The following is a 16,683-nucleotide window of genomic DNA, read 5'->3' as shown; positions in this document are numbered from 1 at the left end:
GATGAATCCCCCGGCGGCGCGGATCGAGAGCCTGACGATTCTCATCGCCGAGGACAACGCGGCCGACCGCCTGCTGCTGTCGACCATCGTCAGCCGCCAGGGGCATCGCGTGCTGACCGCCGGCAACGGCCTGGAGGCGGTGGCGCTGTTCGAGACCGAGCGGCCGCAACTGGTCCTGATGGACGTGATGATGCCGGTGATGGATGGCTTCGAGGCTGCCCGGCGGATCAAGCAGCAGGCCGGCGAGGAGTTGGTGCCGATCATCTTCCTCACCTCCCTCAGCGAAACCGAGGCGCTGGTGCAGAGCCTGGAGGCGGGCGGCGACGACTTCCTCTCCAAGCCGTACAACCGGGTGATCCTCGAAGCCAAGATCAACGCCATGGGACGTCTGCACCTGCTGCAACGAACGGTGCTGGAGCAGCGCGACCTGATCGTCCGGCACAACGAGCACCTGCTCAACGAACAGCGGGTGGCCAAGGCGGTGTTCGACAAGGTGGCCCATTCCGGCTGCCTGAACGCCAGCAACGTGCGCTACCTGCAATCGCCCCTCGCGCTGTTCAACGGCGACCTGCTGCTGGCCGCCTACAAGCCGTCCGGCGGCATGCACGTGCTGCTCGGCGACTTCACCGGCCACGGCCTGCCGGCGGCGATCGGCGCGATGCCGCTGGCCGAGGTGTTCTACGGGATGACCGCCAAGGGCTATCCGATGGCCGACATCCTCCGCGAGATGAACGCCAAGCTGAAGCGCATCCTGCCGGTCGGCGTGTTCTGCTGCGCCACCTTGCTCAACCTGAGCTTCCAGCGCGAACTGGTGGAGGTCTGGAACGGCGGCTTGCCGGACGGCTACCTGCTGCGCGCCGCCAGCGGCGAGCGGGTCGCCCTGGTGTCCCGCCACCTGCCGCTGGGAATCCTCGAACCGGCGGCGTTCAGCGACCGTTGCGAAACCTATCCGCTGGATATCGAAGATCGGATATTCCTGTTTTCCGACGGGGTCCTCGAGGCCAGCAACAAGGCTGGCGAGATGTTCGGCGAGGCGCGGCTGCTCCAGCTGTTCGAGCGCAATCGCCAGCCGTCCGCGCTGTTCGACGAGATCCAGCGCAGCCTGGCGCAGTTCCGCGGCGCGGTGCAGGACGACGTGAGCATGCTCGAAGTGCGGCTGCAGCCGGATAGCGGCCTGCAATGCCCGCCGCTGGCGTTTTCCGATAGCGGCGTGAGCAGTCCGCTGGACTGGTCGGTGAGCTTCGAATTCCGCGCCGAAACCCTCAAGCATTTCAACCCGCTGCCCCATGTGCTGCAACTGCTGCTCGAGGTCCACGACCTGCGCGCGCGCGGCGGCGCGCTGTATACGGTACTCGCCGAACTCTATTCGAACGCCCTGGAACATGGCGTCATCGGCCTCGATTCGACGATGAAGAGCGACGCGGCGGGATTCGCCCGCTATTACCAGGAGCGGGTCAGCCGCCTGCAGGCCTTGCGCGACGGCTACGTGCGACTGCACCTGGACCTGGCGCCGCATGGCGCGGGGGGGCGTCTGCTGGTGCGGGTCGAGGACAGCGGCGAAGGTTTCGACGTGGAGCGCGCGCTGAATGCCGTGGAGCGCCAGGAACGCCTCTGCGGCAGGGGTTTGCGCCTGATCCGCGAATTGTCCGATCGTTGCCAGTGGTCGGCCGACGGAAAGGTGGTGTCCGTGGAGTTTTTCTGGTCGCCTCAGGCATAATCGCGCTTTCGTCGCGGTGCTCCTAATGGGTAGGGCATCGGAAGTCGACTTCAGGGAGCGATCGAATGTCCGCGCCGCATCTCGATGATCGTGTTCTTGCTTCGCTGCAGGAGGTCATGGAGGACGAATATCCGGTCCTGCTGGATACCTTCGTGCTCGACTCCGAGGAGCGCCTGCGCAGCCTGCATGCCGCCCTTCAGGCCGGCGATGCCCAGGCTTTGCGGCATACCGCACACAGCTTCAAGGGAGGCAGCAGCAACATGGGCGCGGTACTCCTCGCCGGCTACTGCAAGGAGCTGGAGGAAAGCGCCAGGCGCGGCGACCTGCAACGGGCGCCGGCGCTGATCGAACAGATGGAGCGCGAATTCGCCATCGTCCGCATCCTTTTCAAACAGGAACGTCAGCGCTATCGCTGAGGTTTTCGTCCTTTCCGGCGACAAGGTACCGGCCCGATCGAGCCTCCCTGGCGTATAATGCGCCGCTCGATTTGGAGTCCTTCATGCGCGAGCAAGCCCTACGCATCCTCAAAGACGTTTTCGGTTACGACGCCTTCCGTGGCAACCAGGCACGGATCATCGAGCGGGTAGCCGAGGGTGGCGATGCGCTGGTACTGATGCCCACCGGCGGTGGCAAGTCCCTGTGTTTCCAGGTCCCGGCGCTGCTGCGCGAAGGCCTGACGGTGGTGGTGTCGCCGCTGATCGCGCTGATGGAGGACCAGGTCGCCACCCTGGACGAACTCGGCGTGCCGGCGGTGGCGCTGAACTCCACCCTCAACCCCGAGCAGCAGCGGGACATCGCCGAGCGCCTGCAGCGTGGCGAGATCAAGCTGCTCTACCTGGCACCGGAACGGTTGGTCCAGCCGCGCATGCTGGCCTTCCTGCAACGACTGCCGGTCGGCCTGTTCGCCATCGACGAAGCGCACTGCGTGTCGCAATGGGGCCATGACTTCCGTCCCGAATACCTGCAGCTCGGCCAGCTTGCCGAGCTGTTCCCGCAGGTGCCGCGGATCGCCCTGACCGCCACCGCGGACATGCGTACCCGCGAGGAGATGATCCAGCGCCTGCACCTGCAGAACGCCGAGCAGTTCCTCTCCAGCTTCGACCGGCCGAACATCTTCTACCGCATCGTGCCCAAGGAGCAGCCGCGCAAGCAGTTGCTCGGCTTCCTCTCCGAGCGGCGCGGCGATGCCGGCATCGTCTACTGCCTGTCGCGGAAGAAGGTCGAGGAGGTCGCGGAGTTCCTCGGCAACCAGGGCTTCCCCGCGCTGCCGTATCACGCCGGACTGTCCAACGAACTGCGTGCCCACCACCAGAAGCGCTTCCTCAACGAGGAAGGCTTGATCATGGTGGCGACCATCGCCTTCGGCATGGGCATCGACAAGCCCAACGTGCGTTTCGTCGCCCACCTCGACCTGCCCAAGAGCCTCGAGGCCTATTACCAGGAAACCGGCCGCGCCGGCCGCGATGGCCTGCCGGCCGACGCCTGGATGGCCTACGGCCTGCAGGACGTCCTGCTGCTGCGGCAGATGATGCAGAGTTCCGAGGGCGACGAGCGGCACAAGCGCGTCGAGCGGCACAAGCTGGAAGCCATGCTGGCGCTCTGCGAGGAAACCCGTTGCCGGCGCCAGGCGCTGCTGGCCTATTTCGACGAGGAGATGCCGCAGCCCTGCGGGCATTGCGACAACTGCGTGGACGGCGTGGAAACCTGGGATGCCACCGAATCCGCGCGCCAGGCGCTGTCGGCGATCTACCGCAGCGGCCAGCGCTACGGCGTCGGCCATCTGGTGGATATCCTGCTCGGCCGCGAGACCGAGAAGATCCGCAGTCTCGGCCACCAGCACCTGGCGGTGTTCGGGATCGGCAAGGGGCGTGGCGAAGACGAATGGCGGACCCTGTTCCGCCAGTTGGTCGCGCGCGGCCTGGCCGACGTCGACCTGGACGGCTTCGGCGGCCTGCGCCTGACCGAGGCCTGTCGTCCGCTGCTGCGGGGCGAGGTGCGGCTGGAGCTGCGCCGCGACCTCAAACCACAGCGCGCCAAGGGCTCCTCCAGCGGCGGCGCCAGCGCCGCCAGCCAATTGGTGCGCAGCGAAGAGCGGGAAATGTGGGAGGCCCTGCGCGCGCTGCGGCGCAAGCTGGCCGAAGAGCATTCGGTGCCGCCCTATGTGATCTTCCCCGACGCGACCCTGCTGGAAATGCTCCGCAGCCAGCCGCGCTCGCTATCCGACATGGCCCAGGTCAGCGGGGTCGGCGCGCGCAAGCTGGAGCGCTACGGCCAGGCCTTCCTCGATGTCCTCACCGACTCGCCGGCGGCGCCCGCCGCGCCGCCGCAGGACCTGCGCCACGAATTGGCCAGCCTGGCCTGTGCGGGGATGACCCCGGCGCAGATAGCCCGCCAGCTCAATTGCAGCGAGAAGAACGTCTACGCGATGCTCGCCGAGGCCATCGCCGGTCAGCAGGTGAGCCTGGAGCAGGCGCTGGATCTGCCCGAGGAACTCCTCGGCGAAATCCAGGACGCCTTCCTCGAGGAAGACGGCGAACTGCCGCCGGTGGCGGCGCTGGAGGAGCGTTTCGGCAAGCGGGTGCCGAGTGGCGTGCTGCACTGCGTGCGCGCCGCCCTGCAGGTGGAACTGGAGTCGTGATATGGCCATTTGCCGGTATTTTCTGACGCCAATCTTGTGACGTCCTTCGCAAGCGTCTACTGTGACGCCAAGCCCTCCAAGAGAAGAGGTGTGCGTGACACAGAAGGACCGGTTGGACGACTCCCGTTCCAATCTCTATGCCGACCAATTGAACCGCGGTTTCCGCGGTCTGCGTTTCCTTCCCGAACTGGAGCGTGACTACCGGCGCTACATGCTGGAGGACAGCTTCGCGCTGAAACGCATCGCCCTCAGCGTCGGCATGCTCGTCTGGCTGGCGTTCATCGGCATCGACCTGCTGATCCTCGCTGGTCCCCCGCTGTGGGGCGTACTGGCGGTGCGCCTTGGCGTGCTGGTCCTGCTGCTGGTCTGCGGCTGCCTGATCATGCTGCGCCGGCACATCCAACTGATGGTGCCGCTGAGCATCGCCTGCGTCCTCGCCCTTGGCGTCGGTGCGGCGGCGGTGGTCGGCCTGGCGCACCGGGCGGATCCCGGCTATCCCTACGAAGGCCTGCTGCTGGTCAGTTTCGCCGCCTATTTCCTCGCCGGCCTGCGGTTGTCGCAGGCATTGAGCTGTGCGTTGGTCGTGCTGCTCGCCTACCTGGGTTTCGAGTGGTGGGCGGGTACCCAGGAGCCGCTGGGCAACAACCTGCTGTTCCTGCTGTTCGGTAACCTGATCGGCGCGGTCGGCTGCTACCTGCTGGAGTTCAAGTCGCGCGAGCATTTCCTCATCAGCCGCCTGTTGCGGGTGATGGCCGACCACGACAGCCTGACCGGCCTGCACAACCGGCGCAGCTTCAACCAGCACCTCGACCGCCTCTGGCGCCAGGCCCAGCGCGAACAGAAGACCCTGGCGCTGCTGCTTTGCGACGTCGACCATTTCAAGGCCTATAACGACCGCTACGGACACCAGGCTGGCGATGCGGTCTTGCAGCGCATCGGCGCGGTGTTCGAGGCGAATGCCAGGCGTCCGCTGGACATGGCGGTGCGCCTGGGCGGCGAAGAGTTCGCCCTGTTGCTGTACGGCGCCAACGAGCACGAGGCGAGGCTGCGCGCGGAAGCGCTGCGCGCACAGGTCCAGGCGCTGCGCATGGAGCACGAGGCGTCGGACACGGCGCGCGAAGTGACCCTGTCGGTCGGCGTGTCCTGCCTGTGGCCGACCCCGGGCAACGACCTGAAGCGTCTCTACGATCTCTACGAGCATGCCGATCGCGCGCTTTACGAAGCCAAGGCGTTCGGCCGCAACCAGGTGGTGGCCTGAGTCCATGGCCGATTTTGTCCCTGTGGCTGGCGCCGCCGGTGACTGCGGGACGAGGCGGCGAATGCTAGGTTCGACAGGAAAAAATGCCAGGCACGGCCGCTCTTCGCAGAGCTGCCGGCCCCACCGCGAGACGACTTCCGGACGGACCCCATGCAGCGCTTGATCCAGGCCAACGGCCAACCGCACTACGGCATCTTCCCGAGTGCCCCGCAGTACATCAATTACCGCGATTTCGACTTCCGTTCGCCGATGGGCCGGCGCGTGGGGGCCCTGGGCAAATGGCGACGCTTCCATCAGTTCCAGTACTTCGGCCTGATCAGCCCGGAGCTGATCGGCGGCTGCGCCCTGGCCCAGCTGAGCTTGCTTGGCGTCGGCTTCGTCTACCTCTACCAGCCTTCCAGCGGACGCATGCTGGAGCGGCGCTTCAAGCTGCCGCTGGGGTTCGGAACCCGGTTTTCCCAGACCCCGGACGACGGCGTCTGCGAACTGCGCCAGGGGCGCAACCTGCTACGCCTGGAGAACCGTATGGCTCACCGGGAGAAACGCCTGCTGGTGGAACTCGACGATGGCACCCGCATCGACGCCTGCTTCAGCGAGGAGGCGCCGAGCTTCCAGCCGATGTGCCTGTGTACGCCGACCGCGGTGAACGGCTGGGTCTACGCGCAGAAGGTGGCCGGCGTGCGCTGTCGCGGCGACGTGCGCAGCGCCCTCGGCGACCACGACCTGCAGGCGCTGGACGCCTTCGCCCATCACGACTGGTCGGCGGGCTACATGCGCCCGGAAACCTTCTGGAACTGGGCTTGCCTGTCCGGCGAGGCGGACGGCTTGCGGGTCGGCCTGAACCTGTCGTGCGGGGTCAACGAGACCAGCTTCACCGAGAACTGCTACTGGCTGGACGGCGAACTGCTGAAGGTCGACAGCGTGCGCTTCGACTTCGACCGCGACCAGCCGCTGCGGCCCTGGACCATCCGTTCATACGATGGCCAGGTGGAGCTGCGCTTCGAGGCTCACGGCATGCATCAGGAGCGGCTGAACCTCGGTCTGCTGGCGAGCAACTTCAAGCAGATATTCGGTTGTTTCAGCGGTGTGCTGCGTCCGCGAGGTCGTGCCGAGGTGAGGATCGAGCGGCTCTGGGGCTTCGTCGAGGACCAGTACGCGAAGTGGTAGACAGGGCCTGGCCTGGGCATATCGTGCGACAATTTGTCATTGTACGGGGGGAAATTGGACGGGCATTATTAGCCGACTAATAATTAGTCAAATGAAATATCGGACCTCCTTTTTCCTATGGCTCAGACAGACAAGCACTATTTCGGCACCTTGCTAGCCCAGACTTCCCGTGCTTGGCGCGCTGAACTCGACCGCCGCCTCAGTCACCTCGGCCTGTCCCAGGCGCGCTGGTTGGTGTTGTTGCATCTGGCGCGCCATCGCGATTCGCCCACCCAGCGCGAGTTGGCCCAATCGGTCGGGGTCGAAGGCCCGACCCTGGCGCGGCTGCTCGACGGCCTCGAGTCCCAGGGCCTGGTACGGCGCCTGGCGGTGGCGGAGGACCGGCGGGCCAAGCACATCGTGCTGACGCCCAAGGCCGATGTGCTGATCGCCGATATCGAGGCCATCGCCGCCAGCGTTCGCAACGACGTACTGACCGGCATCGACGAGTCCGAGCAGGCGCTGTGCCAGCAGGTGCTCTTGCGAATCCTGGCGAACCTGGAAAAGCGCTGAGCACTGCGTCACGAAATTCCGCTAGAATCGCCATTTTTATGGCATCACCTCCTGGGCTTTCGTCCGAAAGCCCTCTACAGAGGTTTTCGTCGGTTTTCTGACGAAAAATCTTGACCGTTTCCACGGCATTCCTCTATTCAGTGATGGCAAAAAGCCATGTCTTGCGCCATGTGGTGCGTTCAGCCCTGTACGGGGCGAAATTCGGGCTAACGTGAAATAGATGTAGCAGTCGACCGCTGGCCGGCTGTGTGCTCGAAGTGCGGAGAAAAGAACGGAATGCCCGGTAAAGCCTTGCGTGTCATGTTGTGTGCCTGGTCGTGCCTGTTGGCCGGGCAGGCGAGCGCCCTGGGAGTGGGAGACATCACCCTGCATTCGGCGCTCAACCAGCCGCTGGATGCGGATATCGAACTGCTCGACGTCGGCGATCTCGGCGCGGACGAGATCGAGGTCCGCCTGGCGGGCGCCGACGTCTTCGCCGCGGCCGGGGTGGAACGCTTGCAGTTCCTCAACGAGCTGCGTTTCAGTCCGCTGCTCCAGGGGCGCGGTGGCAATCGCATCCATGTGTCCTCGAGCCGACCGGTGCAGGAGCCCTACCTGAATTTCCTGGTGGAGGTGGCACGCCCCAACGGCCGCATCGTGCGCGAATTCACCGTACTGCTCGATCCACTCGGTTATACGACGCGCATGCTTCCGGCCGCGCGCAGCGGGATCGAGCCGCAGCGGCAATCCTCGACGCTGGCGCCCGCGCCGCGTAGTGCCGCGGCCGTCGTAGACCCGGCACTGCTGGAGCCGGGCGAGGAATACCTGGCTCGCCCCAACGACAACCTCTGGGCCATCAGCGGACGCCTGCGTGGTGCCGGCAACGCCGATCGCGCGCAACTCATGGAGGCCCTGTACCAGCTCAATCCGCAGGCCTTCGTCAATGCCGACCGGCACCGGCTCAAGGCCGGCGCGCGCCTGCGCCTGCCGGCCGGCTACCAGCCGGAGCGAGGCGCGCCCGGCGCCGTGAAGGAGGCGGCCGTGGAAGTCCTGCCGCCAGCCGATGCCGCCGTGGTGGAAAACGCTCCGGCGGCTCTCGTCGAGGCGCAGCGCCAGGCGGATGCCGAGGCCGAGGCGTTGGCCCGGCAACGGGAGGAACTGAGCCAGCGGATGGACGATCTGCAACGCCAGTTGCAGGCCTTGCAGGAACAACTGCAGCAGCGCGATCACCAGGTCGCCGAACTGCAACAGCAACTGGCCCGGCGCCAGGCGGTGCGGCCCGCGGCGCCGCCGCCCGCCGCGGCCGCGCCTTCGGTTGCGCAACCGGTTGAAACGCCGACGGACTCGCAGTACTGGCGCTGGATGATCGTCCTGCTGCTGGTCCTCGCTCTGCTCGGCGTGTTGCTGTTGCGTCGCCGCCGCGAAGAGGCTCCTGTCCCGGCGGTCGAACCGAAGCGCCGGGTCGCCCTGAACCTGCCGCTGCGGCGTGCGCCGCGCCCCCCGGCGGCCGCACCGGCGCCGGCAAAGGTCGAGGAACAGGCCAGGCCGCCGGTCGCCGTTCCCTCCAGCCCGCCGCCGTCTCCTCCGCCTGCTCCGGCCGCCGCTCCGCGCGCCGCCATGGCTGCGGCGGACAAGCTGGACGGCGCCGACATCTATATCGCCTACGGTCGCTACGGACAGGCCCGCGACCTGCTGCGTCAGGTACTCGCCGAGCAGCCGCAGCGCCTGAGCGCGCGGATGAAGCTGTTGCTGGTGCTGGCTGAGCTGGGCGATGCGGCCGGCTTCGACGCGCTGGCCGAGGAAACCCTGGCCAGTGGCGGCAACCCGGAGGCCATCGACGAGTTGCGCGGACGCTACCCGGCGCTGCTACAGATGCCGGCGACCGAGACGCCGGCGGCAACAACCAAGGACGACGACTGGAGCGACCTGCCGCTGGCCGAGCCGCCCGTTTTGCAGCAACCGGATGCGTCCTCGGGCGCCGACGGCTTCGGCGACCTCAACCTCGATCTCGATCTCGACTGGGGCGCCCTGGAGAATCCCCTGGACAACCCCGACCTGCCGCGCCGCGCCGCTGCCGGCAAGGCGGAACCGGCGGAGGAGCCCCTGGCGTTCGAGAGCAATCTCCATGAACTGCCGGATGTCGCCGAGTACGAACACCTCGAACTCGACCAGCCAGAGCCGGCCACGGTGCCGCCGGAGGAGGCCTCGGCCAGCCTGGACCGGGCCCGCGCCTGCATCGACAGCGGCGATCTCGACCAGGCCAGCCGCATCCTGCGCCTGGTGGTGGCGCACGGCGACCCGTGGCAGAAGGCCGAGGCGCGCGAGTTGCTGGCGCTGATCGCCTGAACTCCGCTCAGAAGTTCTGCCCGAGGTTCAGGTAGAACGCCTTGAAGTTCTCGTCGTTGATCCCGTAGCTGAAGGTCAGCGGCCCCAGCGGCGTATCGAAGCCGATCATCAGGCTGGCGGCGTTGATGTAGCCGCTGTCGTATTCGTTGTCGTTGTTCCAGATGCGTCCGCGCTCGATGCTGCCGCCCAGGTACAGCGGGAAGTCCAGCGGCAGGAAGGAACGTTCGGTGAGGCGCCGGTAATAGACGATCCGTCCCAGGCTGTAGTTCTGCCCGGACAGCGCGTCGCGGCGGAAGCCCGACAGCTCGCGGGCGCCGCCGAGGGTGAAGCTGGAGGTGACCACCTCGGCGTCGTCCAGGGTGCGCCCGTAGCCGCCGCCGAACACCCAGGTGTCGGCGCCGAAGCTGAGCGCCTTGTTCAGCCGCAGGTCCCACTGCCGGTAGCTGTCGTCCGAGCCGAGGGACTTGTCGTAGCGGCGCATGGTCAGGCCGATCTCTTCGCCCTCGTGGGGGAAATTGACGTCGTCGACGGTATCGAACGAGTACTTCAGTTCGTAGTAGCCCTCGGTGAAGTCGATGTCCGGCAGGCTCGGGTCGCCGATGCGCACGTCGGCCTTGCCGTAGGCCTGCACCGCGCCCAGGCGGATTTCGCCGTTGTTGGCGATCTGCCGGCCGACGTTGAGGCCGTAGCCGTAGCGCTCCAGGCGATAGCGCAGCAGCGGGTCGTTGTCCTCGGTGACGTCGACGTTCTGTGCCTCGTGGAACAGGAAGGGCGCGACGAAGTAGCGCGAGCCGACGTCGAGCGGCTGGTAGAACTCGCTGTAGAGTTCCTGGCGGTCGCCGAGCTGGACCCGGGTCAGCCACTCGGCGCCGAGCCGGTTGAGGCCGTTCATGCGGTAGCTGCCGCCGAGGTTGAAGGTGCTTTCGCCGCGCATGTCGTCGGACAGGTTGAGGCCCAGGCGAAGGAAGTCGGTGCCGCCTTTCTTGCCGGTGGCGTGGATCACCAGGGTGTTGAGCTTCTTCTCCTTGACCACCCGGTACTGCACCTGGTCGAAGTAGTCGAGGCCGTAGAGGGTGCTCATGTCGTCCTGCAGGCGGCCGAGGTCGAGGCGCGTGCCGAGCGGCTGGCGGATGTAGTGGCGGATCACCTCGTCGCTGACCTTCGAGTTGTTCTCCACGCGGATCGCGTCGATCACCGGCTTGCGCTGGTTCGGCGTGCGCGCCACGTCGAGCGCTTCGCTGTTGAGGTCCTTCGGCTTGCGCAACTCGGCGAGGCGCGCGGCGAGCACCGTGGTGGCGCGGTAGCCGGCGTCGATCAGTTGCGGCACGCGGCCGAAGTCGGTGGTGCCGTAGCCGGACAGCGGCGGCTGGATCAGCACGTCGCCGGGCTTGAGCGTGGCCAGCTGGGCTTCGGAGTTCTTCCGGGTCATCAGGGTGATCGACTGGTTCATCACGTCGAGCACGGTGCTCAGGTCCTTGCGGTCGCGCAGCGGGTTGCCGATGTCGACCACGATCACCACGTCCACGCCCATGTCGCGCGCCACGTCCACCGGGATGTTGTCGACCATGCCACCATCCACCAGCAGCCTGCCGTCGATCTCCACCGGGGCGAACACGGCGGGGATCGACATGCTGGCGCGGATCGCCTGGGGCAGGTGGCCCTTGCGGAACACCACTTTCTCGCCGGTTGCGATATCGGTGGAGACGGCGCGGAAGGGGATCGCCAGCTTGTCGAAGTCGCGATTGTCGCTGGTGTGCACCAGCAGGCTTTCCAGCACCATCGCCAGGTTCTGGCCCTGGATCACCCCCAGCGGCAGGCCGAGGGTGCCGTCGTCGCGGAAGCTGATCTTCTGCTTGACCAGGAAGTCGCGGTCGTCCTGCTTGCGCCGGAACGGCACGTCCTTGCGCGGCGGCGCGTCGGACAGCGCCTGCTGCCAGTCCATCTCCAGGGCGATGCGCTCCAGTTCGGCGGGGGTGTAGCCGGAGGCGTACAGGCCGCCGACCACCGCGCCCATGCTGGTGCCGGCGATGGCGTCGATCTGGATGCCCTGTTCGTCGAGGGCCTTGAGCACGCCGATATGGGCCAGGCCGCGGGCGGCACCGCCGGAGAGGACCAGACCGATCTTCGGCCGGGCCTCCGCGGCGAGGGCGGACAGGGGAAGCAGGAGCAGCAGTACGAGCAGCAGGCGGCGCATGAGAACGATCCGGAGCCGGGTGAAAAGGCGGCTATTATAGGCGCGACCGTTTCCCCTGAGCCGCCGACATGCCCACCGCCAAGCCCGAAATCGTCATCACCTATTGCACCCAGTGCCAGTGGCTGCTGCGTGCCGCCTGGCTGGCCCAGGAACTGCTCAGCACCTTCGCCGACGATCTCGGAAAAGTCTGCCTGGAGCCCGGAACCGGTGGCGTCTTCCGCATCACCTGCGACGGCGTGCAGGTCTGGGAGCGCAAGGCCGACGGCGGCTTCCCCGAGGCCAAGGCGCTCAAGCAGCGGGTTCGTGACCGCATCGACCCGCAACGTGACCTCGGTCACAACGATCGTCCTTCCCGCTGAACCGCTGCCGTCCGCCCATGGCTTGTTGCAGGTCAACGGGCGGCACGGCGCATAGGCATAGCCTGGGGGCATTCATCCTGTCGAAGGGAGTGCCCATGAGCATCATCGTCACCGGCGCCGCCGGCTTCATCGGCAGCAATCTGCTGCAGGCGCTGAACCGGCGCGGCGAGACCGACATCATCGCGGTGGACGATCTCACCGACGGCGAGCAGTTCCGCAACCTGGCGGACGCCGATATCGCCGACTACCTGGACCAGAACGACTTCCTCGAGCGTTACGCCCGCGGCGACTTCGGCACGGTCCGCGCGCTGTTCCACCAGGGCGCCTGCGCCAGCACCCTGGAAAGCAATGGCCGCTACATGATGGAGAACAACTACCGCTACAGTTGCCGCCTGCTGGAAAGCAGCCTGGAACTCGGCGTGCCGTTCCTCTACGCCTCGTCGGCGGCGGTCTACGGCTCCGGCCGGACCTTCCGCGAGGCGCGCCAGTACGAGCGGCCGCTGAACGTCTACGGCTATTCCAAGTTCCTCTTCGACCAGCGTGTGCGGCGGGCGCTGCCGCAGGCGCGCAGCCAGGTGGTCGGCCTGCGTTACTTCAACGTCTACGGGCCGCGCGAGGAACACAAGGGGCGGATGGCCTCGGTGGCCTACCACTGCTACCAGCAATTGCGCCGCGACGGGCGGGTCGAACTGTTCGGCGAACACGGCGGCTTCCCGCCCGGCGGCCACCTGCGCGACTTCGTCGCGGTGGAGGACGTGGCGCGGGTAAACCTGCATTTCTTCGACCATCCGCAGCGTTCGGGAATCTTCAACCTCGGCAGCGGCCAGGCACGGACCTTCAACGAGGTCGCCCTGGCGGTGATCAATAGCGTCCGCGCCAACGCCGACCAGCCGCCCCTGTCGCTGCAACAGGCCGTGGAAAGCGGCCTGCTCGGCTACCGCGAGTTCCCCGAGTCGCTGCGGGCGCGCTACCAGAGCCATACCTGCGCCGACCTGGAGCTGCTGCGCGAGGCGGGCTACCGCGACGATTTCCAGAGCCTGGAAGAGGGCGTCGCCGGCTACTGCCGCTGGCTGGCGCGCAGCGCCTGAGGGATCCTGCTCAGCGGCCCAGCGCCCCGCCTACCGGGGCGCGGGCGAAGCGCAGCTCCGGCAGCAGGGTCAGCAGCGCCAGTACTCCGAGGGCCGCGCCGACCCAGAGCGCGCCCTGCAGGCCGAATCCGCCGGCGATGCCCAGGCCGCCGATCCAGGAACCGGCCATTACGCCGAGCATGATGCAGGCAGTGTGCACCGAGTTGACCAGCATGTTGTTATGGCCGACCCGTGCGCCGCGGGTCACCAGCGCCGGGTTCATCGACACCCCGGTCAGGCCGATCACCACCAGCGCCGCCACCGCCACCGCCGGAACCTGTCCGAACAGGGCGAAGGCCACCATCGCGGCGATGGCCGCCAGCAGGCCGAAGGCCAGGACCGCGATGGTATGGTGGTCGGCCAGGCGGCCGACGATGTTGTTGCCCACCAGCGTCGCCAGGCCGTAGACCACCAGCAGCAGCGGTACGGTCGAGGCGGAGAAGCCGCTGACCTCGGTGAGGATCGGCACGAAATAGGTGAAGCCGGCGAAGGTGGCGCCGATCAGCAGCAGGCTGGTGGCGTAGACCCACCATAGATGGGCGTTCCTGAACACCTTCAGTTCCTCGCGCAGCGAGCCGCTGCCCGCCGACCCCGGGATCGCCGGCATCAGCTGCAACACCAGCAGGCCGACCAGCACCGCCACCAGCGCCACCGCGAAGAAGCTCGCGCGCCAGCCGTACCATTCGCCCAGCCAGGTGGCGACGGGCAGGCCGAGCACGGTGCCGACCATCAGGCCACCGAGCACCAGCGACGACGCGCGGCCGAACTGGTTGCCTTCGACCAGTTCGGCGCAGGCGGTCAGCGCCACGCCGAAGAAGGCCGCGGCGGCGACCGCGGTGACCAGTCGCGCCGCGACCATCACCGCATAGCCCGGCGCCAGGGCGCCGATGACCTGGCCGACCACGAACAGCGCGATCAGGCCGAGCAGGGCGTTCTTGCGCGGCACCCGGAGCAGGGCGGTGGTCAACAGCGGGCCGCCGACGGCCATCGCACCGGCGTAGAAGGTGACCAGGTAGCCGATCGCGGCGAAGGACACGCCGAATTCGGCGGCCAGCGCCGGCATCAGCCCGGCGACCATGTATTCGCTGGTGGTCAGGGCGAAGATCGCGGCACCGAGCACGTAGACAATCAAAGGCATGTTTCCAGCTCCCGAGCGGTTCAGACGACGATGAAGCGAGCCACGGCGACCTGCCCGTGCCGTGGCCGCGCGATGAATGCACGACGGCGACTCATGCCGCCGACGAACCGAAGCCCTGGTCGGCGCCTTCGGGCAGCACCGTCACGCAGTGGGCGAACAGGTTCGAAGCGCTGCGCACCACGGTCAGCCCGCACTCGGCGAGCAGGGCGTGGAGGCAGGCGCGTGAATACGAGCGCGAGTAGAAGCCGTCGCTGCCGGTGAACACGGTGCCGTCGTCCCGCGTGTGCAACTCCAGGCCCTGCACCCCGCAACGGCGGTAGTAGCTCTGGCGGACGCGGGTGGCCTCGGCGCTGTCGCCGAACACCGAGACCACCGCCGCCACGCTGCGCTCGGCGAGGGAGTCGAGCAGCCGTTTCGGCTCGCGGAAGTTGCCCAGCAGGTTGAACGGCAGCAGGTACAGCGCGCGCGAGCCGACCGAGGCACCGCGCCTGGTGTGGTTGAGGATGTCGTCGACCACCGTGTCCGCGCGATCGCTCATGCCCTCGCGCTCGATCCGCGTGCGCAGCGTCTCGATCGCCCGCTGGTCGAGGTCGACGCCGAGATAGCGGGCATTGAGCAGGCGCGCGATCTCCAGCGCCCGGCCGTCGTAGCAGCCTAGCTCGACCAGTGCGTCGCAGCGCAGGTAGGCCATCGCCTCGAAGGTCATCAGGCTTTCCATTTGCAACAACGGCAGCACGTCGTCCGGAAAGTTGGCCAGGGTCATTATCGTCCTCGGTCCGAACTCCAGCTCGTAGAAAGCCGACTCCCGATGCGTCCCGATCGTGAGATCCATGTTCTGACTCACCTCTTCCTCCAGCGAATCTCGCTCTGGTGTTGGTTGATCGAAGGCGATGCGCGTTCCCATGTCCCGGCACCGCCTTCGCCTGGCAGAGAAGCGACGGAACGCCGGCGTTCGCTGGTCTCAGGCGGCGCGGTGCTTCTCGACCAGCTGGAACAGTTCGTCCACCGTTTCCAGCAGGTCGAGTTCGTCGTCGACCCCGGTGACGCCGAACTCCTTGCGCAGCTTCAGCGACAGCTCGCTGACCACCAGCGAATCGAAAGCCAGGTCTTCCATCCTGCTGTCCCGGCTGATTTCCTCCTTCGGCACGCCGCTGGCGACGCTGAGCACGGTGAGGAGATGGTCTTCCATGTCGTTGGGCATTGTTCTTCCCTCTTCAGTCCATTGTCGGAACGATCTTCGGCCAGCGCAGGGCGACCGAACCCCAGGTCAGTCCGGCACCGAAACCGGTGAGGACCATGTTGCCGCCGTCGCGCAGGATGCCTTGGCGCAGGCCGTGGGCCAGGGCCAGGGGAATCGAGGCGGCGACGGTATTGCCCACCTCGGCGATGTTGCTCACCACTCGCTCGACGGGAAGGTCGAGCTGGTCGGCGACCGCCGCGAGAATGCGTGTGTTGGCCTGGTGCGGGACCAGGTGATGGAGGTCCGAAGCTTGCCAGCCGACCCGGTCGAGCACCCGCCGCACCGAGTCGCTCATCTGCGTCACCGCCTGGCCGAACACTGCCTTGCCGTCCATCCGGAAGTAGTTGGAGGCCTGTCCGGAACTGCGTTCAGCGCGACTGACGGCGGGGGTCATCAGCAGGTCGAACTGGTGGCCGTCGCTGCCGAGGTCGAAGGCCAGCAGCGCGCCTTCTTCCTCGGCATCGCCGGCACGCAGCACCACCGCTCCGGCGCCGTCGCCGAACAGTGCGCGGGTCGAGCGATCGGCGGGGTCGAGGGTATGGCTGAAAGTGTCCACCCCGACCAGCAGCGCGCTGTCCGCCAGCCCGGCGCTGATCAGCGAGCCGACGCTGGCCAGGCCGTAGACGAAGCCGGTGCAGGCGGCGGACAGGTCGAACGCGAGCGCGCCGACCAACCCCAGGCGCGCCGCGACCCTGGGCGCGGTGGCCGGGCAGCAGAAGTCGCCGGTGCTGGTTGCCAGCACCACCGCATCGACTCGCTCCAGCCCCGCCGAGGCGAGCGCGGCGGAGGCCGCCCGCAGGGCCAGGTCGCCGCTGCCGAGGTCGCCGGCGATATGCCGCTGGCGCACGCCGGTGCGGCTGCTGATCCAGGCGTCGGAAGTGTCCAGCTCGGCGGCGAGCATGTCGTTGCTGAGCACGGCCTCGGGCAGGTAGCTGCCCAGGCCGCAGACCACGGCGGCGCGCGGCATG

14 protein-coding genes are annotated in these 16,683 nt (G+C 67.3%); 9 read left to right on the top strand and 5 right to left on the bottom strand.

Annotation, left to right across the window (positions count from 1 at the left end; translation table 11 throughout):
• The first annotated feature begins 1 nt into the window (after position 1).
• The 7 genes from hsbR (at position 2) to LJF27_RS27360 (ending at position 9,657) form a co-directional block, all read left to right on the top strand.
• Positions 2 to 1,717 carry a two-component system response regulator HsbR gene (gene hsbR, locus LJF27_RS27390; protein ID WP_003098751.1) on the top strand — a complete coding sequence of 572 codons (1,716 nt, stop codon included), beginning with the start codon at positions 2 to 4 and terminating at the stop codon, positions 1,715 to 1,717.
• 65 nt (positions 1,718 to 1,782) lie between these two features.
• Positions 1,783 to 2,133 carry a two-component system sensor histidine kinase HtpB gene (htpB, locus tag LJF27_RS27385; RefSeq protein WP_003091725.1) on the top strand — a complete coding sequence of 117 codons (351 nt, stop codon included), beginning with the start codon at positions 1,783 to 1,785 and terminating at the stop codon, positions 2,131 to 2,133.
• 83 nt (positions 2,134 to 2,216) lie between these two features.
• On the top strand, positions 2,217 to 4,355 hold the full coding sequence (gene recQ, locus LJF27_RS27380) for a DNA helicase RecQ (RefSeq protein WP_003091724.1): 2,139 nt from the start codon (positions 2,217 to 2,219) through the stop codon (positions 4,353 to 4,355).
• Between the two features lie 88 nt (positions 4,356 to 4,443).
• Positions 4,444 to 5,613, top strand: a complete 1,170-nt coding sequence (locus LJF27_RS27375) for a GGDEF domain-containing protein (RefSeq protein WP_003119637.1) — start codon at positions 4,444 to 4,446, stop codon at positions 5,611 to 5,613.
• A gap of 150 nt (positions 5,614 to 5,763) precedes the next feature.
• Positions 5,764 to 6,780, top strand: a complete 1,017-nt coding sequence (locus LJF27_RS27370; RefSeq protein ID WP_023117045.1) for a DUF2804 domain-containing protein — start codon at positions 5,764 to 5,766, stop codon at positions 6,778 to 6,780.
• Between the two features lie 117 nt (positions 6,781 to 6,897).
• Positions 6,898 to 7,332 (top strand): MarR family transcriptional regulator, encoded by a 435-nt coding sequence (locus LJF27_RS27365; RefSeq protein ID WP_003091721.1) that lies wholly within the window; start codon positions 6,898 to 6,900, stop codon positions 7,330 to 7,332.
• Between the two features lie 276 nt (positions 7,333 to 7,608).
• The gene (locus tag LJF27_RS27360; RefSeq protein WP_023087131.1) at positions 7,609 to 9,657 is read left to right on the top strand and encodes a FimV/HubP family polar landmark protein; all 2,049 of its coding nucleotides are present in this window, start codon (positions 7,609 to 7,611) and stop codon (positions 9,655 to 9,657) included.
• Between the two features lie 7 nt (positions 9,658 to 9,664).
• Here the strand turns inward: LJF27_RS27360 and plpD are convergent, their stop codons facing one another.
• Positions 9,665 to 11,851, bottom strand: a complete 2,187-nt coding sequence (plpD, locus tag LJF27_RS27355) for a patatin-like phospholipase PlpD (protein WP_003113139.1) — start codon at positions 11,849 to 11,851, stop codon at positions 9,665 to 9,667.
• A 68-nt stretch (positions 11,852 to 11,919) separates the two neighbouring features.
• Here plpD and LJF27_RS27350 point away from each other — a divergent pair, with 68 nt between their 5' ends.
• Complete coding sequence (locus LJF27_RS27350; RefSeq protein WP_003091717.1) at positions 11,920 to 12,210, top strand: SelT/SelW/SelH family protein; 291 nt, start codon at positions 11,920 to 11,922, stop codon at positions 12,208 to 12,210.
• A gap of 95 nt (positions 12,211 to 12,305) precedes the next feature.
• Positions 12,306 to 13,298 (top strand): ADP-glyceromanno-heptose 6-epimerase, encoded by a 993-nt coding sequence (gene rfaD, locus LJF27_RS27345; RefSeq protein WP_003113140.1) that lies wholly within the window; start codon positions 12,306 to 12,308, stop codon positions 13,296 to 13,298.
• A 10-nt stretch (positions 13,299 to 13,308) separates the two neighbouring features.
• On the opposite strand, the gene LJF27_RS27340 is transcribed toward rfaD, so the two are convergent.
• The 4 genes from LJF27_RS27340 to LJF27_RS27325 all read right to left on the bottom strand — a co-directional run bounded on the left by LJF27_RS27340 (position 13,309) and on the right by LJF27_RS27325 (position 16,682).
• Positions 13,309 to 14,475, bottom strand: coding sequence for an MFS transporter (locus LJF27_RS27340; RefSeq protein WP_003122418.1), 1,167 nt, complete (start codon positions 14,473 to 14,475; stop codon positions 13,309 to 13,311).
• 91 nt (positions 14,476 to 14,566) lie between these two features.
• Entirely contained in the window at positions 14,567 to 15,319 is a 753-nt protein-coding gene (locus LJF27_RS27335) for an SAM-dependent methyltransferase (protein WP_003119643.1), read from the bottom strand.
• A gap of 117 nt (positions 15,320 to 15,436) precedes the next feature.
• The gene (locus LJF27_RS27330; protein WP_003106204.1) at positions 15,437 to 15,676 is read right to left on the bottom strand and encodes an acyl carrier protein; all 240 of its coding nucleotides are present in this window, start codon (positions 15,674 to 15,676) and stop codon (positions 15,437 to 15,439) included.
• A gap of 13 nt (positions 15,677 to 15,689) precedes the next feature.
• Positions 15,690 to 16,682 carry a beta-ketoacyl-ACP synthase III gene (locus LJF27_RS27325; protein WP_003091712.1) on the bottom strand — a complete coding sequence of 331 codons (993 nt, stop codon included), beginning with the start codon at positions 16,680 to 16,682 and terminating at the stop codon, positions 15,690 to 15,692.
• Between the last annotated feature and the right edge of the window lies 1 nt (position 16,683).

Origin of the sequence: Pseudomonas sp. 203-8 (assembly GCF_020708595.1) — a bacterium.
Lineage (GTDB): Bacteria > Pseudomonadota > Gammaproteobacteria > Pseudomonadales > Pseudomonadaceae > Pseudomonas > Pseudomonas aeruginosa.
This window is presented reverse-complemented; position numbering and strand designations above follow the sequence as displayed.

Excerpts from the sequence above, each read along its gene's own strand:
- hsbR (WP_003098751.1), top strand. The coding sequence starts at position 2 with ATGAATCCCCCGGCGGCGCGGATCGAGAGCCTGACGATTCTCATCGCC.
- htpB (WP_003091725.1), top strand. The coding sequence starts at position 1,783 with ATGTCCGCGCCGCATCTCGATGATCGTGTTCTTGCTTCGCTGCAGGAG.
- recQ (WP_003091724.1), top strand. The coding sequence starts at position 2,217 with ATGCGCGAGCAAGCCCTACGCATCCTCAAAGACGTTTTCGGTTACGAC.
- LJF27_RS27370 (WP_023117045.1), top strand. The coding sequence starts at position 5,764 with ATGCAGCGCTTGATCCAGGCCAACGGCCAACCGCACTACGGCATCTTC.
- LJF27_RS27365 (WP_003091721.1), top strand. The coding sequence starts at position 6,898 with ATGGCTCAGACAGACAAGCACTATTTCGGCACCTTGCTAGCCCAGACT.
- LJF27_RS27360 (WP_023087131.1), top strand. The coding sequence starts at position 7,609 with ATGCCCGGTAAAGCCTTGCGTGTCATGTTGTGTGCCTGGTCGTGCCTG.
- plpD (WP_003113139.1), bottom strand. The coding sequence starts at position 11,851 with ATGCGCCGCCTGCTGCTCGTACTGCTGCTCCTGCTTCCCCTGTCCGCC.
- LJF27_RS27350 (WP_003091717.1), top strand. The coding sequence starts at position 11,920 with ATGCCCACCGCCAAGCCCGAAATCGTCATCACCTATTGCACCCAGTGC.
- rfaD (WP_003113140.1), top strand. The coding sequence starts at position 12,306 with ATGAGCATCATCGTCACCGGCGCCGCCGGCTTCATCGGCAGCAATCTG.
- LJF27_RS27340 (WP_003122418.1), bottom strand. The coding sequence starts at position 14,475 with ATGCCTTTGATTGTCTACGTGCTCGGTGCCGCGATCTTCGCCCTGACC.
- LJF27_RS27330 (WP_003106204.1), bottom strand. The coding sequence starts at position 15,676 with ATGCCCAACGACATGGAAGACCATCTCCTCACCGTGCTCAGCGTCGCC.
- LJF27_RS27325 (WP_003091712.1), bottom strand. The coding sequence starts at position 16,682 with ATGCCGCGCGCCGCCGTGGTCTGCGGCCTGGGCAGCTACCTGCCCGAG.